This is a genomic window from Corynebacterium pseudodiphtheriticum DSM 44287, from assembly GCF_000688415.1.
Classification (GTDB): domain Bacteria; phylum Actinomycetota; class Actinomycetes; order Mycobacteriales; family Mycobacteriaceae; genus Corynebacterium; species Corynebacterium pseudodiphtheriticum.
Genome location: NZ_JIAH01000009.1, coordinates 1 through 23,104, shown reverse-complemented (window position 1 = coordinate 23,104; position 23,104 = coordinate 1). Strand labels below are relative to the sequence as shown.

Here is a 23,104-nt window from a genome sequence, read left to right as displayed (position 1 = left end):
TCGCAGTAAACTGGTGCTAAATGCCCCTCGTAAGCAAAGGAACTGTCATGCGCATTAATGAGCACGAATGGGAACTGGTAGAAGGCCTCAATCTGCCATACCAGGAGGATGAGAACTCCACCCATGCGCAGTCACGCCAAGCCCGTGCGGTGCCACAAGTAACTAAGGTCGCCGAGCTAGAAGGCGCCACCGTGGTGCGGTTATCCTTCCGCGCCGGTGACACTATGGCGAACCACAAGGCCCCGCGCCCGATCCTGGTGCTGGGGCAAACGGGTTCAGTCACGTTCACCATCGGTGACGCGGATGCTGGTGAGCCCGTCGATGAAATCACACTCGCTCCGGGGAAAGCCGTGCACGTCGACGAAGGCAAAATTCACGCCTTGCATGCCGATGCCCCGGCGGTGGTCACACTGTTGATCCTGGGCTAACAAGGCCACCGGTGCAGCGGTGATTGCCCCAGCCCCTGCACGGAGCGGTGCTTGTTTTCGCCTTACTGGCCTTACTGCCTGGAGAAATATGCCAGCGCCCGGGGTATCGCGGTAGCAATTGCGCTTGCCGACGTTGGCGCCATCCCAAATTCTGTTTGTGCAGCAAGCTGTGCAGCCCAGGAATGCACGACGACAGCGCGCCGAAATACGTCGGCAAGACCCGCCCGGGCTGCCTCGTTGTGTTTAGTCTCCGGAGCGGCTGCTGGTGCATTCCACTCGGCGAGGAAAGCTCCCAGAATTCCGGACAGCACATCACCGGAACCAGGCGTGGCAGCCCACGAAGAACCCGTATTCACCGACACCAACCTGCCGTCAGGGCTGGCAATCAGAGTGATCCGCCCTTTGCGCAGCACCCACGCATTGAGTTGTGCCGCCAGGGCACGAGTAGTGTGCAAACGGTCGATGGTGCCAGAAAAACCAGAGGTGCCAGCGGTACTAGCCGTAGTGGCGTCGTCTGTAGAAACATCCTGATCCGGCGTAGGCAGCGCGTCTGCTAAACGCTGGAATTCTCCATCATGCGGGGTCAGCAGTACCGGGCTAGTGCTTGCCCGGTCGCGAAGGAGCTCCCGCAGCTGTGCGCTAGCCGCTAACAACGTGATGGCGTCGGCATCCAGCACCAACGGTTGAGTGCCCCGCAACGCATATTCCAACTCCAACGCTGCGGAAATATCTGTTCCACGCCCCGGCCCAACAACCAATGCTTGCACCCGCCCGGCGGTACGCACACTGGTATGTGTGACTGCTTCCGGGTGCGCGCGCACCACATCACGCGTGAGTTCGGCAGGCCCAAGCACCCGCACCATCGATGGTGTAGCGGCGATCGCACCGGCCGCAGATAAAATGCCCGCGCCGGGATACGCCGCCGAGCCGGCACATAGACCAACCACGCCCGAGGAGTATTTGTCCCCAGCTGGCTGCGGTTCTAGGTTTCCGGGGCCGCTGCCGACGCCGACTGTGCCATGCTGGAATTCCGGCACGCCTGGTGCTTGTGGTGATTCCGGTGTGCTCCCGCTTGCCGACGCCGGAGCCTTGGTTGCGATTGCTGGAACCTGGAAAAACTCGACGGTGCCTTGCTTGAAGCTGAAGCTGGAGCTGGCACCGGCGCTGGTGTTTTCTGTAACTTTGCTTTTTGCAGAATTTTGGTTTGCACAGCGTTGGTGCGCAAGTTCTTCCGCAAACGAACGCGGACCCTGCGGCAATTGCAGATCGGCGATCACGACCTTCCCGCACGCAGGTGTTGCCGCGTGCGCCAAGCGACCAGCACCAAAAGAGATAGTGACCGTCGCACGCACATAGCTATCACCAGAGCGGCGCTCACATGTTGCCGCATCCTGATTTGCGCTTGCAGCCGTAGATGCTGTTTCTCGGGCGGTGGTTTTAGCGGCTGTGATTTCTGGAGCCGTGGCGCCAGTATCGCAGTGCACGCCGGTAGGCACATCAATGGCAAGCACATCGGTACCGGCGCGGCGCTGCGCGGAAAAGAACTCGGCGAGCTCGCCGGAAAGCCCGCGGCCTGCAGATAAACCAGCGATCGCGTCGATGATTAGTGCGGGCGCTTGCGCAGAATCAGCCAGTCCGGCCAGTTCGCCGGTGCCGAGCTGCTCACCACCGGCGGCGCGGAATGCTTGCCACGCAGCTTCGTGCACCTTCGGGGAGCCGTCGGCAAGCGTAGCCACCGGTACTGCGTGCACACGGTATCCAGCCAGCAACAAGTGTGTGGCGGCAAACAAACCATCGCCGCCATTACCGCCAGGGCCGGCAACTACCACGACCTTGTCGGAAGACTGCGCCCGCAACATATCCAGGGCAGTATCGGCCACGGCAGCGGCGGCGAGCTTCATCATCTCGTCGTCGGCCACCTCATGGGCCAGGAGTGCTTTTTCCGCAGCGCGGATCTGATCAGCAGAATAAGCGAACATAAACCCAGCTTAACCACCCCGGCCTAAGCCTGTGGTGGCAAGCTACGCCCCAATGATCAAGCCTGGCAAGTCGGGCACCAAAACAAATTGCGGCCCTCGTATGCCTTCATCGCAATATCCGATCCGCAGACATAACAGTCATCGCCCGCGCGCCGGTAAACATAGACTTCACCGCCGTGCTCGTCGTCACGCGCCGGGCGGTGCATCACCTCTGGGGTGTGCTCAGCGCGCACCGTATTAATCTCGCCGTCGACTACGCCCTGGCGCATCAGAGCCACCAGGTCTTCCCACATCGCGAAAAACACGCTGCGATCAATCGCATTACCCGGAGTAAACGGCGACTGCTGATGCCGGAACAACACCTCCGCGCGATAAATATTGCCCACCCCCGCAAACAGTTTCTGGTCCATCAACAGCGAGCCGATGCTGCGCTTCGAACGCTGCACCTTCGTCCACACCTGCTTCGGATCGGCATCATCGCGGATAGGATCTTCCCCGATCTTGCCGACGGCGATGGCGTATTCCTCGTCCGTGATCAGCCGACACCACTGCGGGCCGCGCAGATTCGCCGCCAGATTGTGGGGGTTCCCGCTGTCGGAGTTGCCTTCGGCGGGGGAGGTGCTTCTGGTTTTGGTGCCAGAATCATTCGCGTCGTCGTCGGCAAGCGCTTCGATGCGCAATCGGATCTGGCCCCAGACCTTCTCGCGATCCTCAAAACGCAAGTGCCCAATCAGGCCCAAGTGGATATAGATGATGTGCTCGTCGGACGCGGCGTCGAAGTGCAAAAATAAGTGTTTGCCAAAAGCTTCCGCCCGGTCGAGCCGGGAGCCGTCGACAAGCGTTGCTTCCGTGGCAAAACGGCCCTGTGGGCTGGTGATATGCAGGCGCTGGGTGCCAAAAATGCGGGTGAATTCGTCGGCAAGACGGTGGATGACGTGACCTTCAGGCATGTCTCTAGCCTAGCGCTGTGTTTGCACTGTGTTCGTGCTGGGCGCTGGATGATCAGAGCTTAGGCCTGTCGAGTGACAGCTATTATTTATCACCGTGCTGGGCGCGTATACTAGTCATGCGTCATAGATTTTTCGAGGCTGCACGCGGGGGATCCTCGCGAGAGAAAGTAAGGCACAATGGCGCATAAGATCGGGTTTGATCGCGAGAAATACATTCAACTCCAATCGGAGCACATCAACGCGCGACGGAAAGAAATCGGCGGCAAGCTTTATCTCGAAATGGGGGGCAAGCTTTTCGACGACCTGCACGCATCACGCGTCCTGCCAGGATTTACCCCGGATAATAAAATCGCGATGCTGGAGCAGTTGAAAGACGACCTGGAGATCATGATCTGCGTGAACTCCAAGGACCTGCTGCGCAATAAAATCCGCGCGGACCTCGGCATTACCTACGAAGATGACGTGTTGCGGCTTGTCGACGTCTTCCGTGAGCGTGGTTTTTTGGTGGAAAACATCGTCATCACCCAGCTAGAAGACGGCAACCACCAGGCAGAAGCCTTCATCCAGCGCCTGCACCGCATGGGGCTGAAGGTTTCTCGCCACCGCACGATCCCGGGCTACCCCACGGATGCTGACCGCATCGTGTCCGAAGATGGCTTTGGCCGCAATGACTTTGCAGAAACCTCCCGCGATCTGATCATCATGACCGCGCCGGGGCCGGGTTCCGGCAAGATGGCGACCTGCCTATCGCAGATTTATCACGAACACCAGCGCGGCGTGAACGCTGGTTACGCAAAATTTGAAACCTTCCCCATTTGGAACCTGCCGCTCGAGCACCCCGTCAACCTGGCCTATGAGGCAGCCACCGCAGATCTGGACGACGCCAACGTCATCGACCCGTATCACCTGTCGGCCTATGACCAAAAGGCCTCGAATTACAACCGCGACGTCGAAGCCTTCCCGCTGCTCAAGCGCCTGTTGGAAAAGCTGGTGGGGGCTTCGCCGTATCAGTCGCCAACAGACATGGGCGTGAATATGGTCGGCTACTGCATCAGCGACGACGAAGCCTGCCAGGAAGCCGCCCGCCAGGAAATCATCCGCCGTTATTTCAAAGCCCTGGTTACCGAGCGCACCGATGAACTCGACAGCACGTTATCTGGGCGCGTGGCCGTGGTGATGAACAAAGCCGGTGTTGCAGTCGACGATCGCGCGGTACTTGCTCCGGCGCGCCGGGTGGCTGAGGAAAGCGGGCAGCCGGGTTCGGCCATTGAGCTTGCCGACGGCACCATGGTCACCGGGAAAACCTCCAGCCTGCTGGGTTGTTCGGCGGCAATGTTGCTGAATGCCTTGAAGCACTTGGCTGGTATTCCTGACGACGTCTTGTTGCTGGCTCCGGAAGCCATCGAACCGATCCAAACGCTGAAAACCCAGCACTTGGGTTCGAAGAACCCCCGTTTGCACACCGATGAAGTGCTGATTGCGTTGTCGGTGTCTGCAGCGAATTCCGCCGATGCTCGCGCGGCACTGGCGGCGTTGAAGAACCTGCGCGATTGTGAAGTGCACACCACCACGATTCTGGGACCTGTCGACGAAGGCATTTTCCGCAACCTTGGCGTGCGCGTGAGCAGCGATCCGGTGTTCTGGCGTAAAGGTTTGTACCACAAGGTTTAAGCCTGTGGCTTCTTCCACCCGGCCCCGGCGTGCCCGGTAGTTAGGAAAACTTCCAGCTGGTTATTAAAATGCGGCTTATGACTAGCCGCAGCGAATCGCTTGAATCCAAAATCCTGCTGTATTACCAGTTCACCCCTATCGCAGACCCGCAGGCGGTGATGCTGTGGCAAAAGGCTTTGTGTGAATCGCTGGGGCTGAAAGGCCGCATTCTCATTTCCAAGCACGGCATCAACGGCACCGTCGGCGGCACGGTCGCTGCTTGTAAGCAGTACCGCAAGCGCACCCGCGAATATGATGGCTTCCATTCCATGTCCTTCAAATGGTCCAATGGCAGCGCTGATGATTTTCCACGCTTGTCGGTGAAAGTCCGTGATGAAATCGTTGCTTTCAACGCTGCTGATGAGTTGAAGGTTGATGAAAACGGCGTGATCGGCGGCGGCGTGCACCTGAAACCGGAAGAAGTGAATAAACTCGTCGAAGAGCGTGGCGACGACGTGGTGTTTTTCGACGGCCGCAACGCCATGGAAGCCGAGATTGGCAAGTTTAAAAATGCGGTGGTGCCGGATGTGGAAACCACGCATGACTTCATCAAAGAAATCGAATCCGGTAAGTACGACTGGATGAAGGACAAGCCGGTGATTTCCTATTGCACGGGCGGCATCCGTTGCGAGATTTTGTCTTCGTTGATGAAAAACCGCGGCTTCAACGAGGTCTATCAGGTCGACGGCGGTATCGTGCGCTACGGCGAAAAATACGGAAACAAAGGCCTGTGGGAAGGCTCGTTGTACGTGTTTGATGAGCGCATGCACATGGAATTTGGGCAGGACAATGATCCAAATTTTGTGCAATTAGGGCACTGCATCCACTGTGGAGTGGGCAATAATAAGTTTAATAACTGCGTCAATGAAGACACCTGTCGCAGGCAAGTGCTTATTTGTGATGATTGCTATGCTAACCCGCGCACCGCGCATTGCGGGCGCGAGGACTGCCAGGAAGTTGCCGAGGCTATCGCGCAAAAAGAGGAAGCACAAAAAGCACAAGCGCAAAAGCAGGGCGCGTAGCTTCCCGCAGCGCTACGGCGCCCCGATATTTTATACCGAGGCGTTTTAAGTCAAGACGTTTTAAAGCGGGGCCTTTTATAGCGCCAGTATCTGCACGGCGCCGAGCCCCCAAAACATGGCGTTGGGCACTAATACCCAGAACACGCCCATCCAGGTGCGCCACCGTACTCCGGCGCGGAGTTTGCGCACCATGATGATCGCGCAGATCACCATGCTGAAAAACGGAATCGTCCACGCGAGGATCGGCCACCAGGTGTGCGAGGCTTCGGTGCACAACCAGGCCACTTCGCCGGAATCGCACAACTCACCGCCTGTGAGTCGGCTGAACAGCAAGGAACCAAGCCCGACGACGAAAGATCCCACCATGGCCCAAAGCAAGTAGCGCCTAGCCTGGCGGGAAGATTCTTCGTCTTTGCCCGCGCGCATATATGGGTCTGGGCTATTGGCTAGCTCGTCGAGGCTACGAGGATTCCGCGTGAACCGAGACGGATCATCGTCGTAGAGATCGTTTTCTGGGTGCGGAAAATTCGGAGTAGCAGGCATGCCTCTAGTCTAGGGGCGTTGGCTTATTCTGGCTTTTGCGCACCTAATCTTGCTGTTCTTGCTGTTCCTGCCGTTCATACCCGGCGGGTAAGACCACGGCCGGAACGCGAATATTCTGTAGGAATTCCGAGGTTGGCGAACCAATAAAAACCCGTGGCGAAGGCCCTGCATCGCTGGAATCCAGACATAACAAGTCGCCCTTTTTCCACTTCAACGCGTCGATTGCACCTTTCCACCCGTCGCCGGAGCCAATGCCGGTCTCTACGGTGATGTCTGGGAAGCAGTCCATGATGCGATCGCGTGCACGATCCAGCATCGCTAGTGCATTCTCGTGCCACTGATCGGTAAGATCCTGCACCAAAGATTTTTTGATTGTGACTGGGATATCGACCAGTCCGGTAGGCGAAAAAGCGACTATCCGCAATGGTAATGAAAGCTTGTTGGCTAAACTCGCAGCGTACAGAAGTCCAACCTGTGAGGTGTCTTCGCCGGATTCTAAAAACGCGTAGTTCAGGCGGGTGATGCCATGTTTGGATAGCTTTGTTGCACGGGGTGCCAAACCCAGCGGACTCGGTGAAGAATGCAGTAGTGCAGAGGTCGTCGACGAGCTGTGAAAACGCCCTTTGGGGGTCGAAGCGCTGGAGCCGACGATGACGAGGTCGGCAGCGAAATCTTTGGCTGCTTCGGTCAAAATTGGGGCGGGGGAGGAACCATCGGCAAACACCGAGAAATCATCGTCCCAACACTTTGAGGGAATCTCAGCTTCCGTGAGCGCTTCTTCTACTGCTGTGGCGCACGCTTTGGCCTCTTTTTTGAAAGATTTTTGGTATTTGCCGCCTAGTTTCGCCAATGAAGTTGCTGGCCATGGGCGTAGCAAAATGGAAATCACGCGGATTCTGACGGGCATGGACCGGGCGAGCCATGCGGCGTAGGCGATGGCTTCGTCTCCGGAAGACGTTGGGTTCCAGGCGACGAGAACGCGGAGCGGTTGGCGCGCGCTTGTCGACGATACGGCGCCGGCAGAATCAGTGGCCATGAAAACTTAGTGTAGTTCGTTAGTTGTTTTCGTTGTGCTTTGCCGGGGTATAGCGCTCTGCCAGCTCGACAATGACGTCGGCAAGCTCATACGCGTTGGCCAGGGTTGCTTCGTCCAAATGATCCAGCAATTGGGCTAACGTTTTGCGACGCGCTTCCCGTGCTTCCTCGTATTCAGTTTTGCCGAGGTTGGTCAGGGCTACTTTGACTCCACGGCGGTCGACGCTGTCGCGTACACGACGAATTAGTTCCCTGCGCTCCAGTTGCACCAAAGCATTGGAGGCGGTAGGCATACGGATGCCTTCTGCCTCGGAAACCGCGCTGATGCGGCTGGCGCCATTTTTGTACAGAAACTCCATGATGGTCATCTGGGCCGGGGTCAACGAATAGTGACTAGCGATGCGGTCGTAAAGGACTCGTAGGCGAGTCATTGGTTCCTGGAGTTTCGCTGCCACTTCTTCCGCTGTTTTACTCATGGCTGATAGCTTAGTCACTTTTAGTAATGAATGCTTTTAGTTGGGCTGCAGCCTCGTCGTCAGAAAGCTGAACTGGTGGAGATTCGAAGTCACCGCTTGCGTTTTCGATACCTTCTTAGACGCCAGGCGTTCTCGGCCCAACATGTTTTTAAAGTCCATGTTGCCGCCGACGTTCAACCGTATAGTGCGGTCTAGACGGACGCCACGGTCCTCGAAAAGCTTCCCCATCATGCGGTGGGTGATCGTTGCGCCGACCCGCGATTTGAGAGCGTCGGCAAGATCGCTGCCAACTTTCGTAGCATCAACATCAAATGCGGCGACGAATTACACATCACCAACGTGGTATTCGCCTAACTGGGGATGCATGAGGCCAAGGTTTTCTCATCAACAGGTGCGTTGCGGTAAAACTCTACGCTCTGCACCAGGGAACTAGCGCAATTGCCGACACCGGCGATGGCCACACGAACTTTGGACATGATGATTGCTCCTTTCCTTAGGCAGACCAGCTTAAAAGCGATACGCTGCGGAAACAGTGCAAAAATATTGGTGGATCGATCAAGTACAGCGAGGTGTATCGATCAAGATGAAGCCACGGTGGTTTCCACCAACTGGACACACCCCGTATTCTTTGAAGAGATATTTCTACAAGGCAATGACAGAGGTTTGACGGTGACTGAGAACTCCCAGACTGACACCGACGACGCCCGGCAGCCGCGTACCCGGCGCCAGAAGATATGGATCACGCTAGCGATCATCTTCGTGGCTATTTTGGCGATTCCAGGCATGATTTTTGCGGTCGCTTATGTGCGTGCCGATACCCCGGAACCAAGCGAGGTGACTACCGCGCAGGTTTCCCATATCTATGCCTCTGACGGCACCACCGAGCTGGCTCGCTTAGTGCCGCCAGAAGGCAACCGCACGTTCGTGTCTTTGGAAGACCTTCCGGAGTATGTGTCGAATGCTGTGCTGGCCGCCGAAGATCGTGATTTTTGGGATAACAGTGGCTTTTCCGTATCTGGCTTTTTGCGCGCCGCCTGGGGGCAGGTCACGGGCAACGCTAACGCCGGAGGCGGGTCGACGATTACCCAGCAGTACGTGAAAAACGTCATCGTGGGTGACGATCACTCCTATGCACGAAAATGGAATGAATTGGTCCACTCCATCAAAATGACTAATGAGTGGGACAAAGCGCAGATTCTGGAGTCTTATCTCAATACCGTGTACTTCGGACGCAATGCTTACGGTATTGAAGCTGCGTCGACGGCGTATTTCAACAAACCAGCCACCGAGCTGACGATAGAAGAAGCCGCGGTGCTGGCCGCGACTATCCAGGTGCCGAACCAACTAGACCCGTGGAATGACCGGGAACGGGCGGAAGGTCGTTGGAATTATGTGCTGGACGGTTTGGTCGAGATGGGGCTGTTGCCAGCAGAACAACGCGCCGGGATGTTTTATCCGGAAACTCGCGACCCAGCTGAATACTCGGCGTACACGGAAGCCACCGGTCCGAACGGTCACATTAAAAACAAGGTCATCGAAGAACTGGAAACTTTAGGCATTACCGAAGACGATGTGACCAACCGCGGTTTGCAGGTAACCACCACAATCGACCAGCATGTACAGAATTCCGTGCTGCAGTCTGTGGAAGAAAACATGGCGGGGTTGCAAGAAGATGCCCGCTCGGCTGTGGTGACCATCGAGCCAGCTACAGGCGCGGTGCGCGGTTACTACGGTGGGGACGAAGCATCTGGTTGGGACTACGCTTCAGCCGGGCTGCAGACTGGATCAACGTTCAAGATTGTTGGCCTAGCTGCCGCTTTGCAACAAGGCATCCCATTGGGGGCTAATTACGCTTCGACGCCTGTGATGCTGCCGGGTGGCATTGAAGTCACCAACTGGGACGGCAATGGCTGTGGTGTGTGCTCCATCGCCACGGCGTTGGAATACTCTTACAACACCTCATTCATCCGTTTGCAGGATGACTTGGTCAACGGCACGCAAGATACCGCTGATATGGGACACGCACTGGGAGTGGCCAAGTCTTTCCCTGGTGTGCCGGAATCGCTGACTGAAAACGGCGAGCAACCTTATGAAGGCATCGTGCTGGGGCAGTACCAGTCGCGAGTTTTGGATATGGCGACTGTGATGGCCACGCTAACCAACCACGGGGTTTATAATCAGCCGCATTTTGTTTCTCGCGTAGAAACTTCCCGCGGTGAAGTGCTCTACGAGCACAACGATCACAAGCCAGAACGGCGCGTCTCTGAGACAGTTGCGGACAACGTAATCCAAGCAATGCAACCAGTGGCTGCGCATGCCGGCCAGGTGTTGGCTGGAGGCCGTCCGTCGGCAAGCAAGACCGGTACCGCACAGTTGGGCGATACCGGACTGAACAAGGACGCTTGGATGGTTGGTGGCACCCCAGAATTGTCCACCGCAGTCTGGGTGGGTACTGCCGACAACACTTCGGCGATTTTCAATCAGTACGGCGGCAATATGTATGGCGCCAATACTCCTGGATCGATCTGGAAGGACTCCTTAGATCGAGCGCTGGAAGGACGCGAGCAGGCTTCCTTCGAAAGCGCAGCCCCGGTGCGTTGGCGCACCTATGGCAATTCCGGCTCAAACCTGATCGAAAGCTATGTACCACCGGCATCTAGTGGCACGGGACGCTCCGGTTACGGTAGTGGAACTGGTGGGGCCACGACGCCAAACCAGACTCCGGAAACCCCTGCAGATGATGCAGAAGATGACCAACAACCAGGCCAAGGCGAGCAAGCTCCCGCGCCGGGTGGACAGGCGCCAGGAGGCCAAGGCCAAAACGGTGGACAAGGTGGCGCGACTGGCCAGGGCGGCCAGGGCGGTCAGAACCAAGGGGGTGGCCAGGGCGGACGCCAGGCGCCACCGGCTCCGGGCGCAGTCATCGAAGACGCCATCAACGAGCTGGAGAACCTGCTGTAATGAACAACCGGGCTGGCTGGGTTGCGCCTGCTGAGACCGAACCGGCAGCCCGGCGGTTGATCGATTTCCTGGGTGGGCACGTCGGTAAGCATGGGAGGCTGGCGCATTCACGCTGGTTTAACCCCGTGCAGGTGATTGTCTCAGTGGCGATGTTGTTTCTTGCGGGAGGGTTCCTCAGCAAGGCGCACTGCACCCGCGGCAGCATCAATCCCGATACTGGTGCGATTGATCTCAACTGGTCGGGCAACCGGGCTTATGTCTCCGCTTGCTATAACGACATCGTGCCGTTGTTTGCCGGGCGTGGGTTGGACACCGGAGTTTTTCCTTACGCTTATTCCTGGCAGGAAGGCGACCTGACCCGTTACCTGGAATACCCTGTGGTTACGGGGTATTTTCAAGGCTTCATGGGTTGGTTAGCCCGCATTAGCTACCCTCCAGTGGAAGCCATCAGTAAACACCTCGTGCCGGTGCCCATGGCCGGGTGGTATTTCGTGCTCACGGTTCTGGTGCTCGCGATACTGTGGGTAGCGACTGTGCGCATGGCCTGTGCACTCGCAGGCAGACGCATTTGGGACATCATTCTGGTTGCTGCAAGCCCATTGGTACTGGTGCACGCTTTTACCAATTGGGATATTCCCGCGATTTTCTTCGCAGTGGCTGGCTTGTTGGCATTTTCCCGCGGACGCACGGTCTGGGCCGGAATTGCTATTGGGCTAGGTACCGCAGCCAAATTATGGCCGGTGTTTTTGCTGGGCGCTTTCATTGTTTTAGCACTACGCTTGCGCAGATTCCGGTCGTTCATCATAGTGGCGGTGAGCACCGCGGTGACATGGCTAGTGGTCAACCTTCCGGTATTGCTTGCTTATCCAGAGGCATGGAATGAATTCAATCGTTTAAACAGCACGCGCAGTTGGGAATGGACCACAATTTATGCTGTGGCCGCACGTTTGACGCTTTTCGACGGCTTCGACCCGGAAGGTGCGGAGGTTCCACAAATCCTCAACAGCGTGAGCCTAGTGCTGTTTATGGCGAGCTGTCTGGCAATCGCCATTGTCGGGTTCGTCGGCAAGCGCCAACCGCGGGTGGCGGAACTAGTTTTCCTAATTATTGCCGCGTTTTTGCTGTTCAATAAAGTCTGGTCGCCGCAATATTCGTTGTGGCTGGTCATTCCGGCTGTGCTGGCGTTGCCACGATGGAGGCTGTTGTGGGCCTGGATGGCGGTTGACATGTTCGTCTGGCCAGTACTGATGTGGTATATGCACGGTTCCGATAACAACGGGCTGCCGGCGGAATTTTTGGATCTCGTGGTGCTCACGCGCACCGGGCTGATTGTGGTGTTGGTGGTCTGCGTGGTGCGACAAATGCTCGGGCGTAGCGAGGATACGGTTTATCAGGCCCATAACGGTTATGACCCGTTGGCCGGGCCGTTGCAAGTGTCACCGGAAAAAGCGGCGGAGCACGTGCAAATGCGGGAAGGGCGCGTAAGCAAAACCATGTGGCATGCGAATGAAAAGGAGAATGCATGAACGCCATCGTCATCAGCGGAGTTATTTCCATAGTGATTGGGTTGGGATGTATCGGTGCTGCATATTGGGCTATTCATCGCAAACCTACCCGTCGACCAGCCGTGGTGCTTGGGTTGATTGCACTACTGTTTCTGACGGTCATACCGACTATGCTGGCGGTATTTTTCGCTACTACTAACGCTGGCTAATTTAGCGCTGGGTAATTTAGCACTAGTTAATTTAGTGCAGGGGAATTTGCGTGTCGTTTGTGCAGTCAATTGTGCAGTCAATTTGTTAGCGAGACGCCAGGCCGGGAACAGCAGCTCCGCTAATGATTGCGGATATCCCCTGGGTGCGCTAATCTTTGAGGGTTGCTTGACGCAACGAACCCTCCTGCCATATCCGCGAAGGTGATATGGCCGAAACGACAAGACCATAGGAGGTGATGAGGTCCGTGCGTCGCTACGAAGTAATGATCATCCTGGATGCTAAGCAGGATGAACGCACCGTTGCCCCATCCCTGGATAAGTTCCTCGAGACTGTCCGCAAGGATAACGGCAAGGTGGAAAACGTTGATGTGGTAGGCAAGCGCAGCTTGGCTTATCCAATCAAGAAGAGTTCCGAAGGCATCTACGCCGTCATCAACCTGGAATGCGAACCGGATTCGGTTAAAGAGCTTGATCGGCGTCTGAACCTTTCCGATACCGTACTGCGTACCAAGGTTCTGCGTACCGACAGCTAAATCCGGATACTGGAGGTCGTAGACGACGAACCTGCATCCCGGAAAGCACTGAGGAGAAAACATGGCACAGGGAGATACCAACATCACCGTGGTCGGCAACGCAGTTGCGGACCCAGAATTGCGCTTCACCCCATCGGGTGCAGCGGTGGCTAACTTCCGTATCGCTTCCACCCCGCGGCGCTATAATGCGCAAACGCAGCAGTGGGAAGACGGTGAGGCCCTGTTTTTGACCTGCAACGCTTGGCGCAACATGGCGGAAAACGTTGCAGAATCGGTGTCTAAGGGTATGCGAGTGATCGTCACCGGCCGTTTGCGCCAACGTTCCTTCCAAACCAAAGAGGGCGAAAGCCGTACAGTCTTTGAAATTGAAGTGGACGAGGTAGGCCCGTCGCTGAAATACGCTTCCGCACAAGTGAACCGGAACCCGCGTGAGGGCGGCTCCGGGAACTTTGGTGGAGGCGGTAACAACCAGTCGAACCAGGGTGGTTTCGGCGGAGGTGCTCCTTCCGGTGGTTCGCAGGGTGGATTCGGTGGTAACCAGTCCAACCAGTCGAACAACAACGGTCCGGATAATGATCCGTGGAATTCCGCCCCACCCGCTGGTGGTTTCGGCGGAGACAGCGAACCTCCATTTTAAGATTTAGCTCGTTTATTCACCGCAAAACTGCTACACCGCGCCACATAATTGGCGGGGCCTAGCAACAAAACAACGAAAGGCAGGGATCATGAAACTGATCCTCACCGCTGCCGTTGAGAACCTCGGCGCCGCAGGCGAAGTCGTAGAGGTTAAAAACGGCTACGGACGCAATTACTTGCTGCCGCGTGGCCTGGCTATCCCAGCCACCGCCGGAGCAGAGAAGAACATCGAAGGCATTCGCCGTGCTCAGCAACAGCGCGAGATCCGCGACTTGGATCACGCTGTTGAGGTACGCGAAGCTCTGGACAAGCTGTCCCTGAACGACGTCGTCGTCAAGGTCAAGACTTCGTCCAAGGGCAAGCTCTTCGGCTCGGTCACCGCAGAAGACGTTGCCGAGGCTGTTGCCAAGGCTGGCGGTCCGAAGCTGGACAAGCGAATCATCAACTTGCCAAAGGCATTGGTGAAAAAGACTGGTAACTACCAGGCAGAAGTTGAGCTGCACTCTGATATCAAGGGCAAGATCAACTTCTCGGTCGTCTCTGCTTCCTAGAGAAGCTCTTTAAGTTAACGACAACAGCATTAACAACACTCCCCGTTCGGGTGGTCTGTGAGGGGCCATTCGTGCGGGGAGTTTGTCGTTGGTCATCCCCGTTTTTGGTGTGGGAACTTCTCACAGCTCAACGATAGGGCTGTGGATAACTTGTGGAATTTGTGTAGAAAATTCACTGCACGACCGCACTGGTAATGGCCGATTTGCATGTATAAGTCTGGTGTGCCGTCAGGACTTTCTGCAGGTACAGGTATTTTTCAGAAGTTATACACAGCTTGTAGATTTAGCCTAACCCTCAATGACCTGCAGTTTTTCGGAAGTAATGCGTCGTAAAGAAAGGTTTATCCACATAAATTCCACAAGCAGCGGAAAAACCGCAGGTCGATTTCTCTTAACGTGTCAATTTGGCACGAAGTTTCCACTTGCTTGTGGAATATCCTGTGGATAACTTATTGTGAATAAGCACTCGGGAGGGTGTTTGTATAGTTGGCCTAGATGCTGTTTTGTGAAGCTTGCAGTGTTGGTTGGCTCGTTAGAATGAACTCCACAGAACAATCTGCCATGGGGAGGAGACCCAAATGAGCCCGGAAGCCAACGCAAATTTTTCGGATGATTATCAGCTTCCGGAGCCACCACCGGAAGAACCGAGTTTCGACGTCCCAGATATTCATGATGCTGGATTCAGTGCATCCGATCATGATTTTTCGCGAAATAGCTTTTCCGGGAATGATTCTAAGTATCGTTCCCGGAACAAGGGCGGGCGTGGCAAATTCCAACAAGATCAGCCAGACGCTTATGGTGATTTCCGGCAGCCTCCGCATGACCGAGAAGCTGAACAAGGTGTCCTTGGCGCGATGCTGATGAGCCCGAATACCGTCATGGAAGTCATCGAGGAGCTTGACCCCGAGGATTTCTATTACCCTGCGCATAGCCTGATCTACGAGGCGATGCTGGATCTTTATGCCAATGGCGAGCAAATTGATCCCGTGATTGTTTCGGGGCGTTTGGACCGGTACAACAATTTAGAACGCACCGGCGGCGCGGTATATTTGCATACCCTCATTTCTTCGGTGCCGACCGCCGCGAATGCTTTGTATTATGCGGAGTTGGTCGCGGAGAAGGCAGTGCTGCGCAAGCTTGTCGACGCCGGCACTCGGGTAGTCCAGCTGGGATTTGCTGGCACGGAGGACGCCGAGGTCACCGACGTGATAGACCGTGCCCAGCAGGAAGTCTTCGCGGTCTCGCAAAAGCGCAAAACCGAAGACTACCGTGCGCTGAGCGACCTAATTAAACCGACAGTAGACGAGCTGGCCGCACTCGAGCGCGTCGGCGGTTTGGAGTCCGGTGTACCAACGGGCTTTATCGACCTGGACAAAGTCACCAATGGGCTGCACCCCGGTCAGATGATTATCGTTGCGGCGCGCCCTGGTGTCGGTAAGTCGACGCTGGCGATGGATTTTATGCGTTCCTGTTCCATCGAAAACGGCAAAACTTCGGTGATTTTTTCGTTGGAAATGTCGGCGTCTGAGATCGTTATGCGTCTGCTTTCTGCGGAAGCAGAAATCCAATTGACGGATATGCGGTCCGGCAGGATGGATGAACGCGCCTGGGAAAAGCTCACCGACAAACTTAATACGGTGCAAAATGCTCCGATTTTTATCGACGATTCGCCAAACTTGACGATGATGGAGATCCGTTCAAAGGCCCGCAAGCTGAAGCAACAACATGGTTTAGACCTGCTTGTTTTGGATTATCTCCAGTTGATGAGTTCGGGCAAGCGTGTGGAATCGCGGCAACAGGAAGTTTCTGAGTTCTCGCGTCAGTTGAAGTTGTTGGCGAAAGAACTGGAAGTTCCAGTGGTGGCGATTTCCCAGCTGAACCGTGGGCCGGAAGCCCGTACGGACAAAAAACCTCAGCTGGCTGACCTTCGTGAGTCGGGCTCGTTGGAGCAGGACGCGGATATGGTTATGTTGCTTTACCGCCCCGATTCGCAAGACAGGGAAGATTCGCGTGCTGGTGAAGCGGACATCATTTTGGCTAAACACCGCGGTGGACCAATCGATACAGTTACCGTGGCGCATCGTCTCCGTTTTTCGCGATTCGACAATTACGTGCAGCGGGTTTAGCAGCAGCTTTGGGTGCAGGGCTAGTGGCGTGGGAATAGCGTCGGAAAGTTTGTTGTTGTGTCATATGTCAGCTACTTCAGCGGATGCTGCGTGCGCGAAAATCAGCGTCGAAGCGTACCGTGGGAAGTCTGCGAATAATGTACTAACGCACTCAATGAGATTTATTGAAGGAGAAACCCGCTCATGGCAACCGTAGACATTACTGAAGACACCTTTGAAAGCACCGTTGCTGATAATGATGTCGTTATCGTTGATGCTTGGGCAGAGTGGTGTGGCCCATGCCGCCAGTTTGCGCCGACTTTTGAGAAATCTTCGGAACAGCACGGTGATATCGTGCATGCGAAATTGGACGTTGATAACAACCAGGGAATCGCCGCTGCTTTAGAGATTCAGTCGATCCCGACATTGATGATTTTCCGGGATTCCATCATGGTTTTCCGGGAAGCTGGCGCATTGCCACCAGCGGCTTTGGAAGACGTTATCCAGCAGGTGAAGAAACTGGACATGGATGACGTACGTAAGCAGCTGGCTGAGCAGAATGCGCAGCAAGACAACTCTTAACACCCTATAGAGGAGGCTCCGGCAGCGTAGTTGTCCTAGCGACGGTGTCTGGAACTCATGTTATGCAGCCGACGAGCTGAGGAATAAATGGCCTGCACGGTGCGATTGAAGCCGTGTAATGTTTTAAATTTCCCGGCTCGTCGGTTTGTTTATTCAGTAGGGTTCTCTAGCCCGTGCTCTTATTTAGTCTGGCTTAGGTCACAGCTTCTGGGGAGACTCGCCACATATGGTCGGCCGGACCTGGCATTTATGCGTTGGGTCACTGAAAAGCCACCAAATTTTCCGTATTATTTTTGGAGTACGGCGATAGACGAAATTCGATTTCGGAATGGAGCAAACGTGGATCTATACGAGTACCAAGCTCGTGACTTGTTCAGCGCACACGATGTCCCTGTGCTGCAGGGCATTGTCGCAACGAACCCAGAGCAGGCAAAGAAGGCTGCAGAAGAGATCAATGCCGATCTTTTCGTTGTGAAAGCGCAGGTGAAAACCGGTGGCCGTGGCAAAGCCGGTGGCGTGAAGCTGGCTAAGAGCCCGGCTGAGGCTGCGGAAAAGGCAGAGGAAATTCTCGGCCTGGATATTAAGGGCCACACCGTTAACACCATCATGGTTGCTGAAGGCGCAGATATCGCTGAAGAGTACTACTTCTCGATTCTGTTGGACCGCACCAAGCGCAGCTACCTGGCTATGTGCTCCAAAGAAGGTGGCGTGGAGATTGAAACGCTCGCCGAAGAGCACCCAGAAAAGCTGGTGCGTAAGAACTTCTCACCACTGGAGGGGCTGACCGAGGATATCGCTCGTGATATCGCCAAGGAAGCCGGTTTCAGCGATGAAGAAACCGAGCAGTTGGTTCCTGTCTTCCGTAAGCTTTACGAAGTTTATGAGAAAGAAGACGCACAGCTGGTCGAGGTTAACCCATTAGTCAAGACCGACGATGGTCGCATCATTGCACTCGACGGCAAGGTTTCTCTCGACGACAACGCAGTGTTCCGTCATGAAGACCACGCGAACCTGGAGGACGCCGCCGCGGCTGATCCTTTGGAGCGTCGCGCCAAGGAATTGGGCCTGAACTACGTCAAGCTCGACGGTAGCGTTGGCGTGATTGGTAACGGCGCTGGTCTGGTTATGTCTACGCTGGACGTTACCGCTTACGCCGGTGAAGAATTCGGCTCGAAGCCAAAGCCAGCGAACTTCCTGGACATCGGTGGCGGTGCCAATGCCTCTGTCATGGCTAATGGCCTCGAGGTCATCTTCAGCGATGAACAGGTGAAATCCGTATTCGTTAACGTTTTCGGTGGTATCACCGCTTGTGACGAAGTAGCAAACGGCATTGTGCAGGCCAACAAGATCCTGGCTGATCAGGGCGTGCAGGCGAAGCCAATGGTCGTCCGTTTGGATGGCAACAATGCAGAGTTGGGACGCAAGATCCTCAGCGAAGCTGGCTTGGCACACGTTGAACAGGTAACCACCATGGACGAAGCAGCACGCCGTGCAGCCGAACTGGCTGACCAGGCTTAAGGAAGGGGCATAAAAACAGTGTCTATTTTTCTAGACTCAGATTCGAAGATCATCGTTCAGGGCATGACTGGCTCTGAAGGTATGAAGCACACCCAGCGCATGCTGAATTCCGGAGCCAACATTGTTGGTGGTGTGAACCCGAAGAAAGCCGGCGAACAGGTGGAATTCGAAGGCGGCAAGACTGTCCCTGTCTTCGGTTCTGTCGAAGACGCCAAGAACGAGACCGGAGCCAACGTCTCTGTACTTTTCGTTCCAGCGAAGTTCACCAAGGCAGCTGCTGAAGAAGCTATCGACGCAGAAATGCCACTTGTTGTTGTGATTACCGAAGGCGTTCCGGTCAAGGACACCGCGGAATTCCACGCTGCGGCGAAAAAGAGCGGCAAGACCCGCATTATCGGACCAAACTGCCCTGGTCTGATCTCCCCAGGCAAGTCCAATGCAGGCATCATCCCAGCAGAGACTGCTCCAAACCCAGGCAAGATCGGTTTGGTTTCCAAATCCGGTACCTTGACCTACCAGATGATGTACGAGTTGCGTGACATCGGATTCACCTCTTGCGTTGGTATCGGTGGTGACCCAGTTATCGGTACTACCCATATCGATGCTATCGAGGCATTCGAGAACGATCCTGAGACTGAAGCCATCATTATGATCGGTGAGATCGGTGGCGACGCTGAGGAAAACGCTGCGGAATACATCAAGGAAAACGTCACCAAGCCAGTTGTTGGTTACATTGCTGGCTTCACCGCTCCAGAAGGCAAGACCATGGGCCACGCTGGCGCTATTGTTTCTGGTTCTTCCGGAACCGCAGAAGCTAAGAAGCAAGCTTTGGAAGCTGCTGGTGTCAAGGTCGGCAAGACTCCAACCGATGCTGCCAACCTGATGCGCGAAATCATTGGTGCCTAAACAGCAGACAATGTCTAGACAGGAGTTCCTGTAGCTTGCAGGCTCGCAGAAATTGCGAGCGCGTGTAGGACTCGTAGAAATTCCGGCCCGTTTCATCCCGTCGAAGAGGATGGAAGGGCCGGTTTTCTATTTCTATTGGCAGTCTAATTGGCCTGGTTCTTTCCGTATCATGGGCTGCAAGAACCGTAACTAACTAGGCAGGTGCAACTGCACTTGAAACCAAGGAGTGAACTGATTATGGCCAATCCCATCAGTAAGGGCTGGAAGTATCTCATGGCGTCATTCGACAACAAGATTGATGAGCATGCGGATCCGAAGGTACAGATTAAGCAAGCCGCTGAAGCTGCAAAACAGCAGCACCGGGAGATCTCCGAGCAAGCTTCGAAGGTAATAGGCAATAAGAAGCAACTCGAAATGCAATTGAACCGGCTATTACAAAGCCAGGACGAGTATCAGTCGCAAGCTCGTGAGGCCTTGCAGGCTGCAGACCAGGCTGAAGGCAATGGTGATGCCGAGAAGGCACAGCGCTTTAATGAAACAGCGGAATTGATTGCATCCCAGCTTGTGGGAGTGGAAAAAGAGCTAATGCAGACTAAAGAAATGTACAATTCTGCGCAGCAGGCTGCGGAACAAGCCAAAGCAGAGCTGCAAAAATCAGAAGCTCGGTTGGAAGAGCAGCTCAATGAAGTTCGTCGTTTAGAGCAGCAGGTCGAGCAAACAAAAATGCAGGAAAAGACCAGCGAAGCAATGAACTCAATGAATTCGCAAATCGGTGGAGATGACTCTACCCCGACTTTGGACGGGGTACGCGACAAGATCGAACGTCGTTACGCGAATGCATTGGGGGCACAGGAACTTTCCCGTAATTCGGCCAGCGATGCAATGGCTGAAATTTCCGCAAGTACTTCGGCGCGCGATGTGAAAGCCAACGCTAAATTAGATGAAATTCGTGCTTCGATGGCCGCTGGTTCATCTGAGGAGAATAAAGCTATTGGTGCAGGTGAAAGCAGCGATGATGCTGATAGCAGTGATTCGGCAGAACAGAAAGATTCTTAACCTGCACTGACCGCTGAACTGATTTATCCCTTCGAAAGCTGCAAGGAAAACAGAACCGCCCGCAAACTGCAGGGCACAACATGACAGCCCGGAAGCTCAGGGCAAAGTTAAAGCGCGGACCGGTCGGTCCGCGCTTTTGTGTAAGGCGATGCGGCAGTCTAGCTATCGCGCGAAGCGTTGAGTAAAATGCCGCGAATTCCGGAATGGAATCCGTCGCGTAATTTCACCCGCTGCGTCTCGCTCAAGGTGTACTCATGCAGTGTCTCGCAGGCGAATTGCAGGAGGGGGCGATCCACCTCAGGCGGTAGCCCGCCCCCGGAAAGTAGGTGGGCCTGATCGCGTTGCTCAGGGGAGGCCGCATTGTCGTACCACCAGCGAGCATATTGTTGACCGACGTCGAAAGGCGTTTGAAAACCGGCGGATGTCCAGACTTCTTCTGGCAATGGGACGTAGCGTGAGCGCAGTTTGCGACGCGGTGCCATCATCGATGGTGAGGGGCGCGGAGCGCTAGGCTTAGGGCTGGCAGGTGAGCCACCCGGTTCGTTGTCCTCGTTGTTGTCGGAAGCATTGTCCCGGTGGGAGTCGCTGGTAGCTCGGCTGTATGCGCGCAGCTCGGCTTCGACTTCCGACGGGTCTTTGTCGTCGTCAAGCGCCTCGCCCGGAGGGGTCTCAGATTGTGTAGTCGGAGCGGTGGGAGTGATATTTGGTGCCGATTGGTTGCCCCCGGGTGTTGCCGGAGGAGTGGCTGCGACATCCTCTGGTGCGAGTGGAGCATCCTTGACCTCAGAAGCCTGCGCATGAGGACCGGGCTTGGGGGTGGGGTCGAGTTTCTCGGCGAATTCATCGCTGTCGGGTTTCCGGGGGGATTCGCCGGGCTTTGGGATACGGGATTTTTCCGGACCGTGCGTCTCGGCGGTTGGTTGCGAAGAATCGGCTTTCGCGGTTTCGTAGTCGCCTTCGGAGGTGACTGTTCCGTGCGTCTGGATGCTCGTACTAGGTGCATCAGGCGAGCTGGTTTCCTGGGAGTCCACCACAGAAGATTTGGCACAATCGTCGCCGACGCTAGGTGCGGCCGATTCTTCTCCCTCTGTATCACACACAGGTGATTCTTCGGAGTGGTGGTCGCGTACCGTCGGTGGTAGCGGACCTTCCAGCACCTGGAGTTCCATGGCGCCGGTGAAGTCCTCCCGAGGATCGAGGATGGTCGTTGTATCGCAGGCATGGCGTAGCGCGGCTGACATGGAGTCCCAACCAAAACCGTAGAGGTGTACTCGGATCCCAGCATTGGTTGCTTCCTGGACGCCGGGGATCATGTCGGCGTCGCCAGAAACCAGCACCATGTCAGTGAATTGCTGTTTGCAGGCGGTTGTCACCATATCGGCCACTAAGCGCGTGTCGACGGCCTTTTGTGTACGCCTTTCGCCCCATTCAATCAGTTGTCCGGTTCGTAATTGCACTCCTTCGCAAGTACGAAGTGCGCGCTGATAACGATGTGGACCAGTATCTGGGATGCCGTCGTACCAATTCTGGCGATGTACGCGTTGCCCTAATTGGTTGGAAATCATGCCATCCAAGATGGCGACGACCTCAGGTAGATCAATTTCTAATTGTGCACGGGCGCCGATTTCCCATGAGTTATAAAAGCTCGCAAGCAAATACGAGGTATCGACATACACAACTGTGCGTTCAAGCATGACTCCTAAATCCGTTTCTCTAATAGATCTAAATAAGTTTCTCTATCTAGTTTGCCTGAATACAGGCTATGAGTCGATAAATCCCGCACCTTAACAGCCAGACGCTAGGAGAAAGCCAGACTAAACGCCGTTACTGGCCTGTATTTCAGCGACGGCGGTAGCGCGAGTAGCTAATCATTCGCAGTAATGAACGGCAGAAGGGAGTGGCGGAATATTAGATCGTGGTTTGGCGAAAGTTCGACACTTATAGCGTCGTTATAGCGCGGTTATCGTGATGGTTGGTTACGGAAGAAAGTGGTCTCTAACCAGGGCAAACGAAACCGTTGAACAATCGATTTGCATTGTGTTTTGTTATCGCTTAAGCTTATCCAAGTCGCCGCGAGGGGCTGACAGAGAAAATAACTTCACAGGATGTTGGTTCTGGTGGTTGTGTTCTTTGTTTGTCTGGTGGTGATGGTGATAATTTTATAGGGCCGATGCTCGCTGGCTTTCGGATGGTTTGTGCTGTTTGTTGTGTTGGTGGGTGGCGCTGGTTGTGGGTGCTTTCTGGTTCCGGTTGTTGTGATGAACGACACAGTGTTCTGGTTTGTGTTTCTGCAACGTGGTGTGTAACATCGGTCTGGCTGCTTTACGGAAGGGTGCTCGTTGATAAGAGTGCTTGAGTAGTGGGGTGGTGGTGTTGTGTGAGAACTCAATAGCGTGTCA

The 23,104-nt window shown here is 55.3% G+C and carries 20 protein-coding genes and 1 pseudogene; 14 read left to right on the top strand and 7 right to left on the bottom strand.

All coding sequences use genetic code 11. The features are described 5' to 3' along the window. Positions 1-20 precede the first annotated feature (20 nt). Positions 21-428 carry a cupin domain-containing protein gene (locus O146_RS11500; RefSeq protein ID WP_232218004.1) on the top strand — a complete coding sequence of 136 codons (408 nt, stop codon included), beginning with the start codon at positions 21-23 and terminating at the stop codon, positions 426-428. A 71-nt stretch (positions 429-499) separates the two neighbouring features. Here the strand turns inward: O146_RS11500 and O146_RS0107580 are convergent, their stop codons facing one another. Beyond that, positions 500-2,407: a bifunctional ADP-dependent NAD(P)H-hydrate dehydratase/NAD(P)H-hydrate epimerase gene (locus O146_RS0107580; RefSeq protein ID WP_027018092.1), complete on the bottom strand. Its 1,908-nt coding sequence runs from the start codon at positions 2,405-2,407 to the stop codon at positions 500-502. A gap of 56 nt (positions 2,408-2,463) precedes the next feature. Continuing rightward, positions 2,464-3,357 carry an Fpg/Nei family DNA glycosylase gene (locus O146_RS0107575; protein ID WP_027018091.1) on the bottom strand — a complete coding sequence of 298 codons (894 nt, stop codon included), beginning with the start codon at positions 3,355-3,357 and terminating at the stop codon, positions 2,464-2,466. 177 nt (positions 3,358-3,534) lie between these two features. On the opposite strand from O146_RS0107575, the gene O146_RS0107570 reads away from it, so the two are divergent. Both O146_RS0107570 and trhO read left to right on the top strand, forming a co-directional pair. Next, the gene (locus O146_RS0107570; RefSeq protein ID WP_027018090.1) at positions 3,535-5,028 is read left to right on the top strand and encodes a DUF1846 domain-containing protein; all 1,494 of its coding nucleotides are present in this window, start codon (positions 3,535-3,537) and stop codon (positions 5,026-5,028) included. A 77-nt stretch (positions 5,029-5,105) separates the two neighbouring features. Then, entirely contained in the window at positions 5,106-6,089 is a 984-nt protein-coding gene (gene trhO, locus O146_RS0107565; RefSeq protein WP_027018089.1) for an oxygen-dependent tRNA uridine(34) hydroxylase TrhO, read from the top strand. Positions 6,090-6,164: 75 nt separating this feature from the next. Here the strand turns inward: trhO and O146_RS0107560 are convergent, their stop codons facing one another. The 4 genes and pseudogenes from O146_RS0107560 to O146_RS12440 form a co-directional block, all read right to left on the bottom strand. After that, positions 6,165-6,632 (bottom strand): MATE family efflux transporter, encoded by a 468-nt coding sequence (locus O146_RS0107560; RefSeq protein ID WP_027018088.1) that lies wholly within the window; start codon positions 6,630-6,632, stop codon positions 6,165-6,167. 43 nt (positions 6,633-6,675) lie between these two features. Continuing rightward, on the bottom strand, positions 6,676-7,668 hold the full coding sequence (locus O146_RS0107555; RefSeq protein ID WP_027018087.1) for a universal stress protein: 993 nt from the start codon (positions 7,666-7,668) through the stop codon (positions 6,676-6,678). 19 nt (positions 7,669-7,687) lie between these two features. Further along, entirely contained in the window at positions 7,688-8,143 is a 456-nt protein-coding gene (locus O146_RS0107550) for a MarR family winged helix-turn-helix transcriptional regulator (protein ID WP_021353278.1), read from the bottom strand. A gap of 72 nt (positions 8,144-8,215) precedes the next feature. Then, positions 8,216-8,619: pseudogene (locus O146_RS12440) on the bottom strand (inositol-3-phosphate synthase); the annotation flags it as partial. Positions 8,620-8,812: 193 nt separating this feature from the next. Here O146_RS12440 and O146_RS0107530 point away from each other — a divergent pair. The 11 genes from O146_RS0107530 (at position 8,813) to O146_RS0107480 (ending at position 20,705) form a co-directional block, all read left to right on the top strand. After that, the gene (locus tag O146_RS0107530; RefSeq protein WP_126856327.1) at positions 8,813-11,104 is read left to right on the top strand and encodes a transglycosylase domain-containing protein; all 2,292 of its coding nucleotides are present in this window, start codon (positions 8,813-8,815) and stop codon (positions 11,102-11,104) included. Further along, complete coding sequence (locus O146_RS11490; protein ID WP_051619340.1) at positions 11,104-12,630, top strand: glycosyltransferase family 87 protein; 1,527 nt, start codon at positions 11,104-11,106, stop codon at positions 12,628-12,630. The genes O146_RS0107530 and O146_RS11490 overlap by 1 nt, the downstream gene beginning before the upstream one ends. Then, on the top strand, positions 12,627-12,818 hold the full coding sequence (locus tag O146_RS0107520) for a hypothetical protein (protein ID WP_021353274.1): 192 nt from the start codon (positions 12,627-12,629) through the stop codon (positions 12,816-12,818). Before O146_RS11490 ends, O146_RS0107520 begins: the two co-directional genes overlap by 4 nt. 245 nt (positions 12,819-13,063) lie before the next feature. Next, positions 13,064-13,351: a 30S ribosomal protein S6 gene (gene rpsF, locus O146_RS0107515; RefSeq protein ID WP_023018753.1), complete on the top strand. Its 288-nt coding sequence runs from the start codon at positions 13,064-13,066 to the stop codon at positions 13,349-13,351. A gap of 61 nt (positions 13,352-13,412) precedes the next feature. After that, positions 13,413-13,988, top strand: coding sequence for a single-stranded DNA-binding protein (locus O146_RS0107510; RefSeq protein WP_027018083.1), 576 nt, complete (start codon positions 13,413-13,415; stop codon positions 13,986-13,988). 88 nt (positions 13,989-14,076) lie between these two features. Continuing rightward, positions 14,077-14,538: a 50S ribosomal protein L9 gene (rplI, locus tag O146_RS0107505; protein ID WP_021353272.1), complete on the top strand. Its 462-nt coding sequence runs from the start codon at positions 14,077-14,079 to the stop codon at positions 14,536-14,538. A 578-nt stretch (positions 14,539-15,116) separates the two neighbouring features. Then, positions 15,117-16,664, top strand: coding sequence for a replicative DNA helicase (gene dnaB, locus O146_RS0107500; protein ID WP_021353271.1), 1,548 nt, complete (start codon positions 15,117-15,119; stop codon positions 16,662-16,664). Between the two features lie 183 nt (positions 16,665-16,847). Next, entirely contained in the window at positions 16,848-17,225 is a 378-nt protein-coding gene (trxA, locus tag O146_RS0107495) for a thioredoxin (protein WP_023018757.1), read from the top strand. Positions 17,226-17,564: 339 nt separating this feature from the next. Beyond that, complete coding sequence (sucC, locus tag O146_RS0107490) at positions 17,565-18,743, top strand: ADP-forming succinate--CoA ligase subunit beta (protein ID WP_024272810.1); 1,179 nt, start codon at positions 17,565-17,567, stop codon at positions 18,741-18,743. Between the two features lie 18 nt (positions 18,744-18,761). After that, positions 18,762-19,649 carry a succinate--CoA ligase subunit alpha gene (gene sucD, locus O146_RS0107485; protein ID WP_021353268.1) on the top strand — a complete coding sequence of 296 codons (888 nt, stop codon included), beginning with the start codon at positions 18,762-18,764 and terminating at the stop codon, positions 19,647-19,649. Positions 19,650-19,886: 237 nt separating this feature from the next. Then, positions 19,887-20,705 (top strand): PspA/IM30 family protein, encoded by an 819-nt coding sequence (locus O146_RS0107480; protein ID WP_027018082.1) that lies wholly within the window; start codon positions 19,887-19,889, stop codon positions 20,703-20,705. A gap of 158 nt (positions 20,706-20,863) precedes the next feature. Here the strand turns inward: O146_RS0107480 and O146_RS0107475 are convergent, their stop codons facing one another. Beyond that, on the bottom strand, positions 20,864-22,399 hold the full coding sequence (locus O146_RS0107475; protein ID WP_027018081.1) for an NYN domain-containing protein: 1,536 nt from the start codon (positions 22,397-22,399) through the stop codon (positions 20,864-20,866). Between the last annotated feature and the right edge of the window lie 705 nt (positions 22,400-23,104).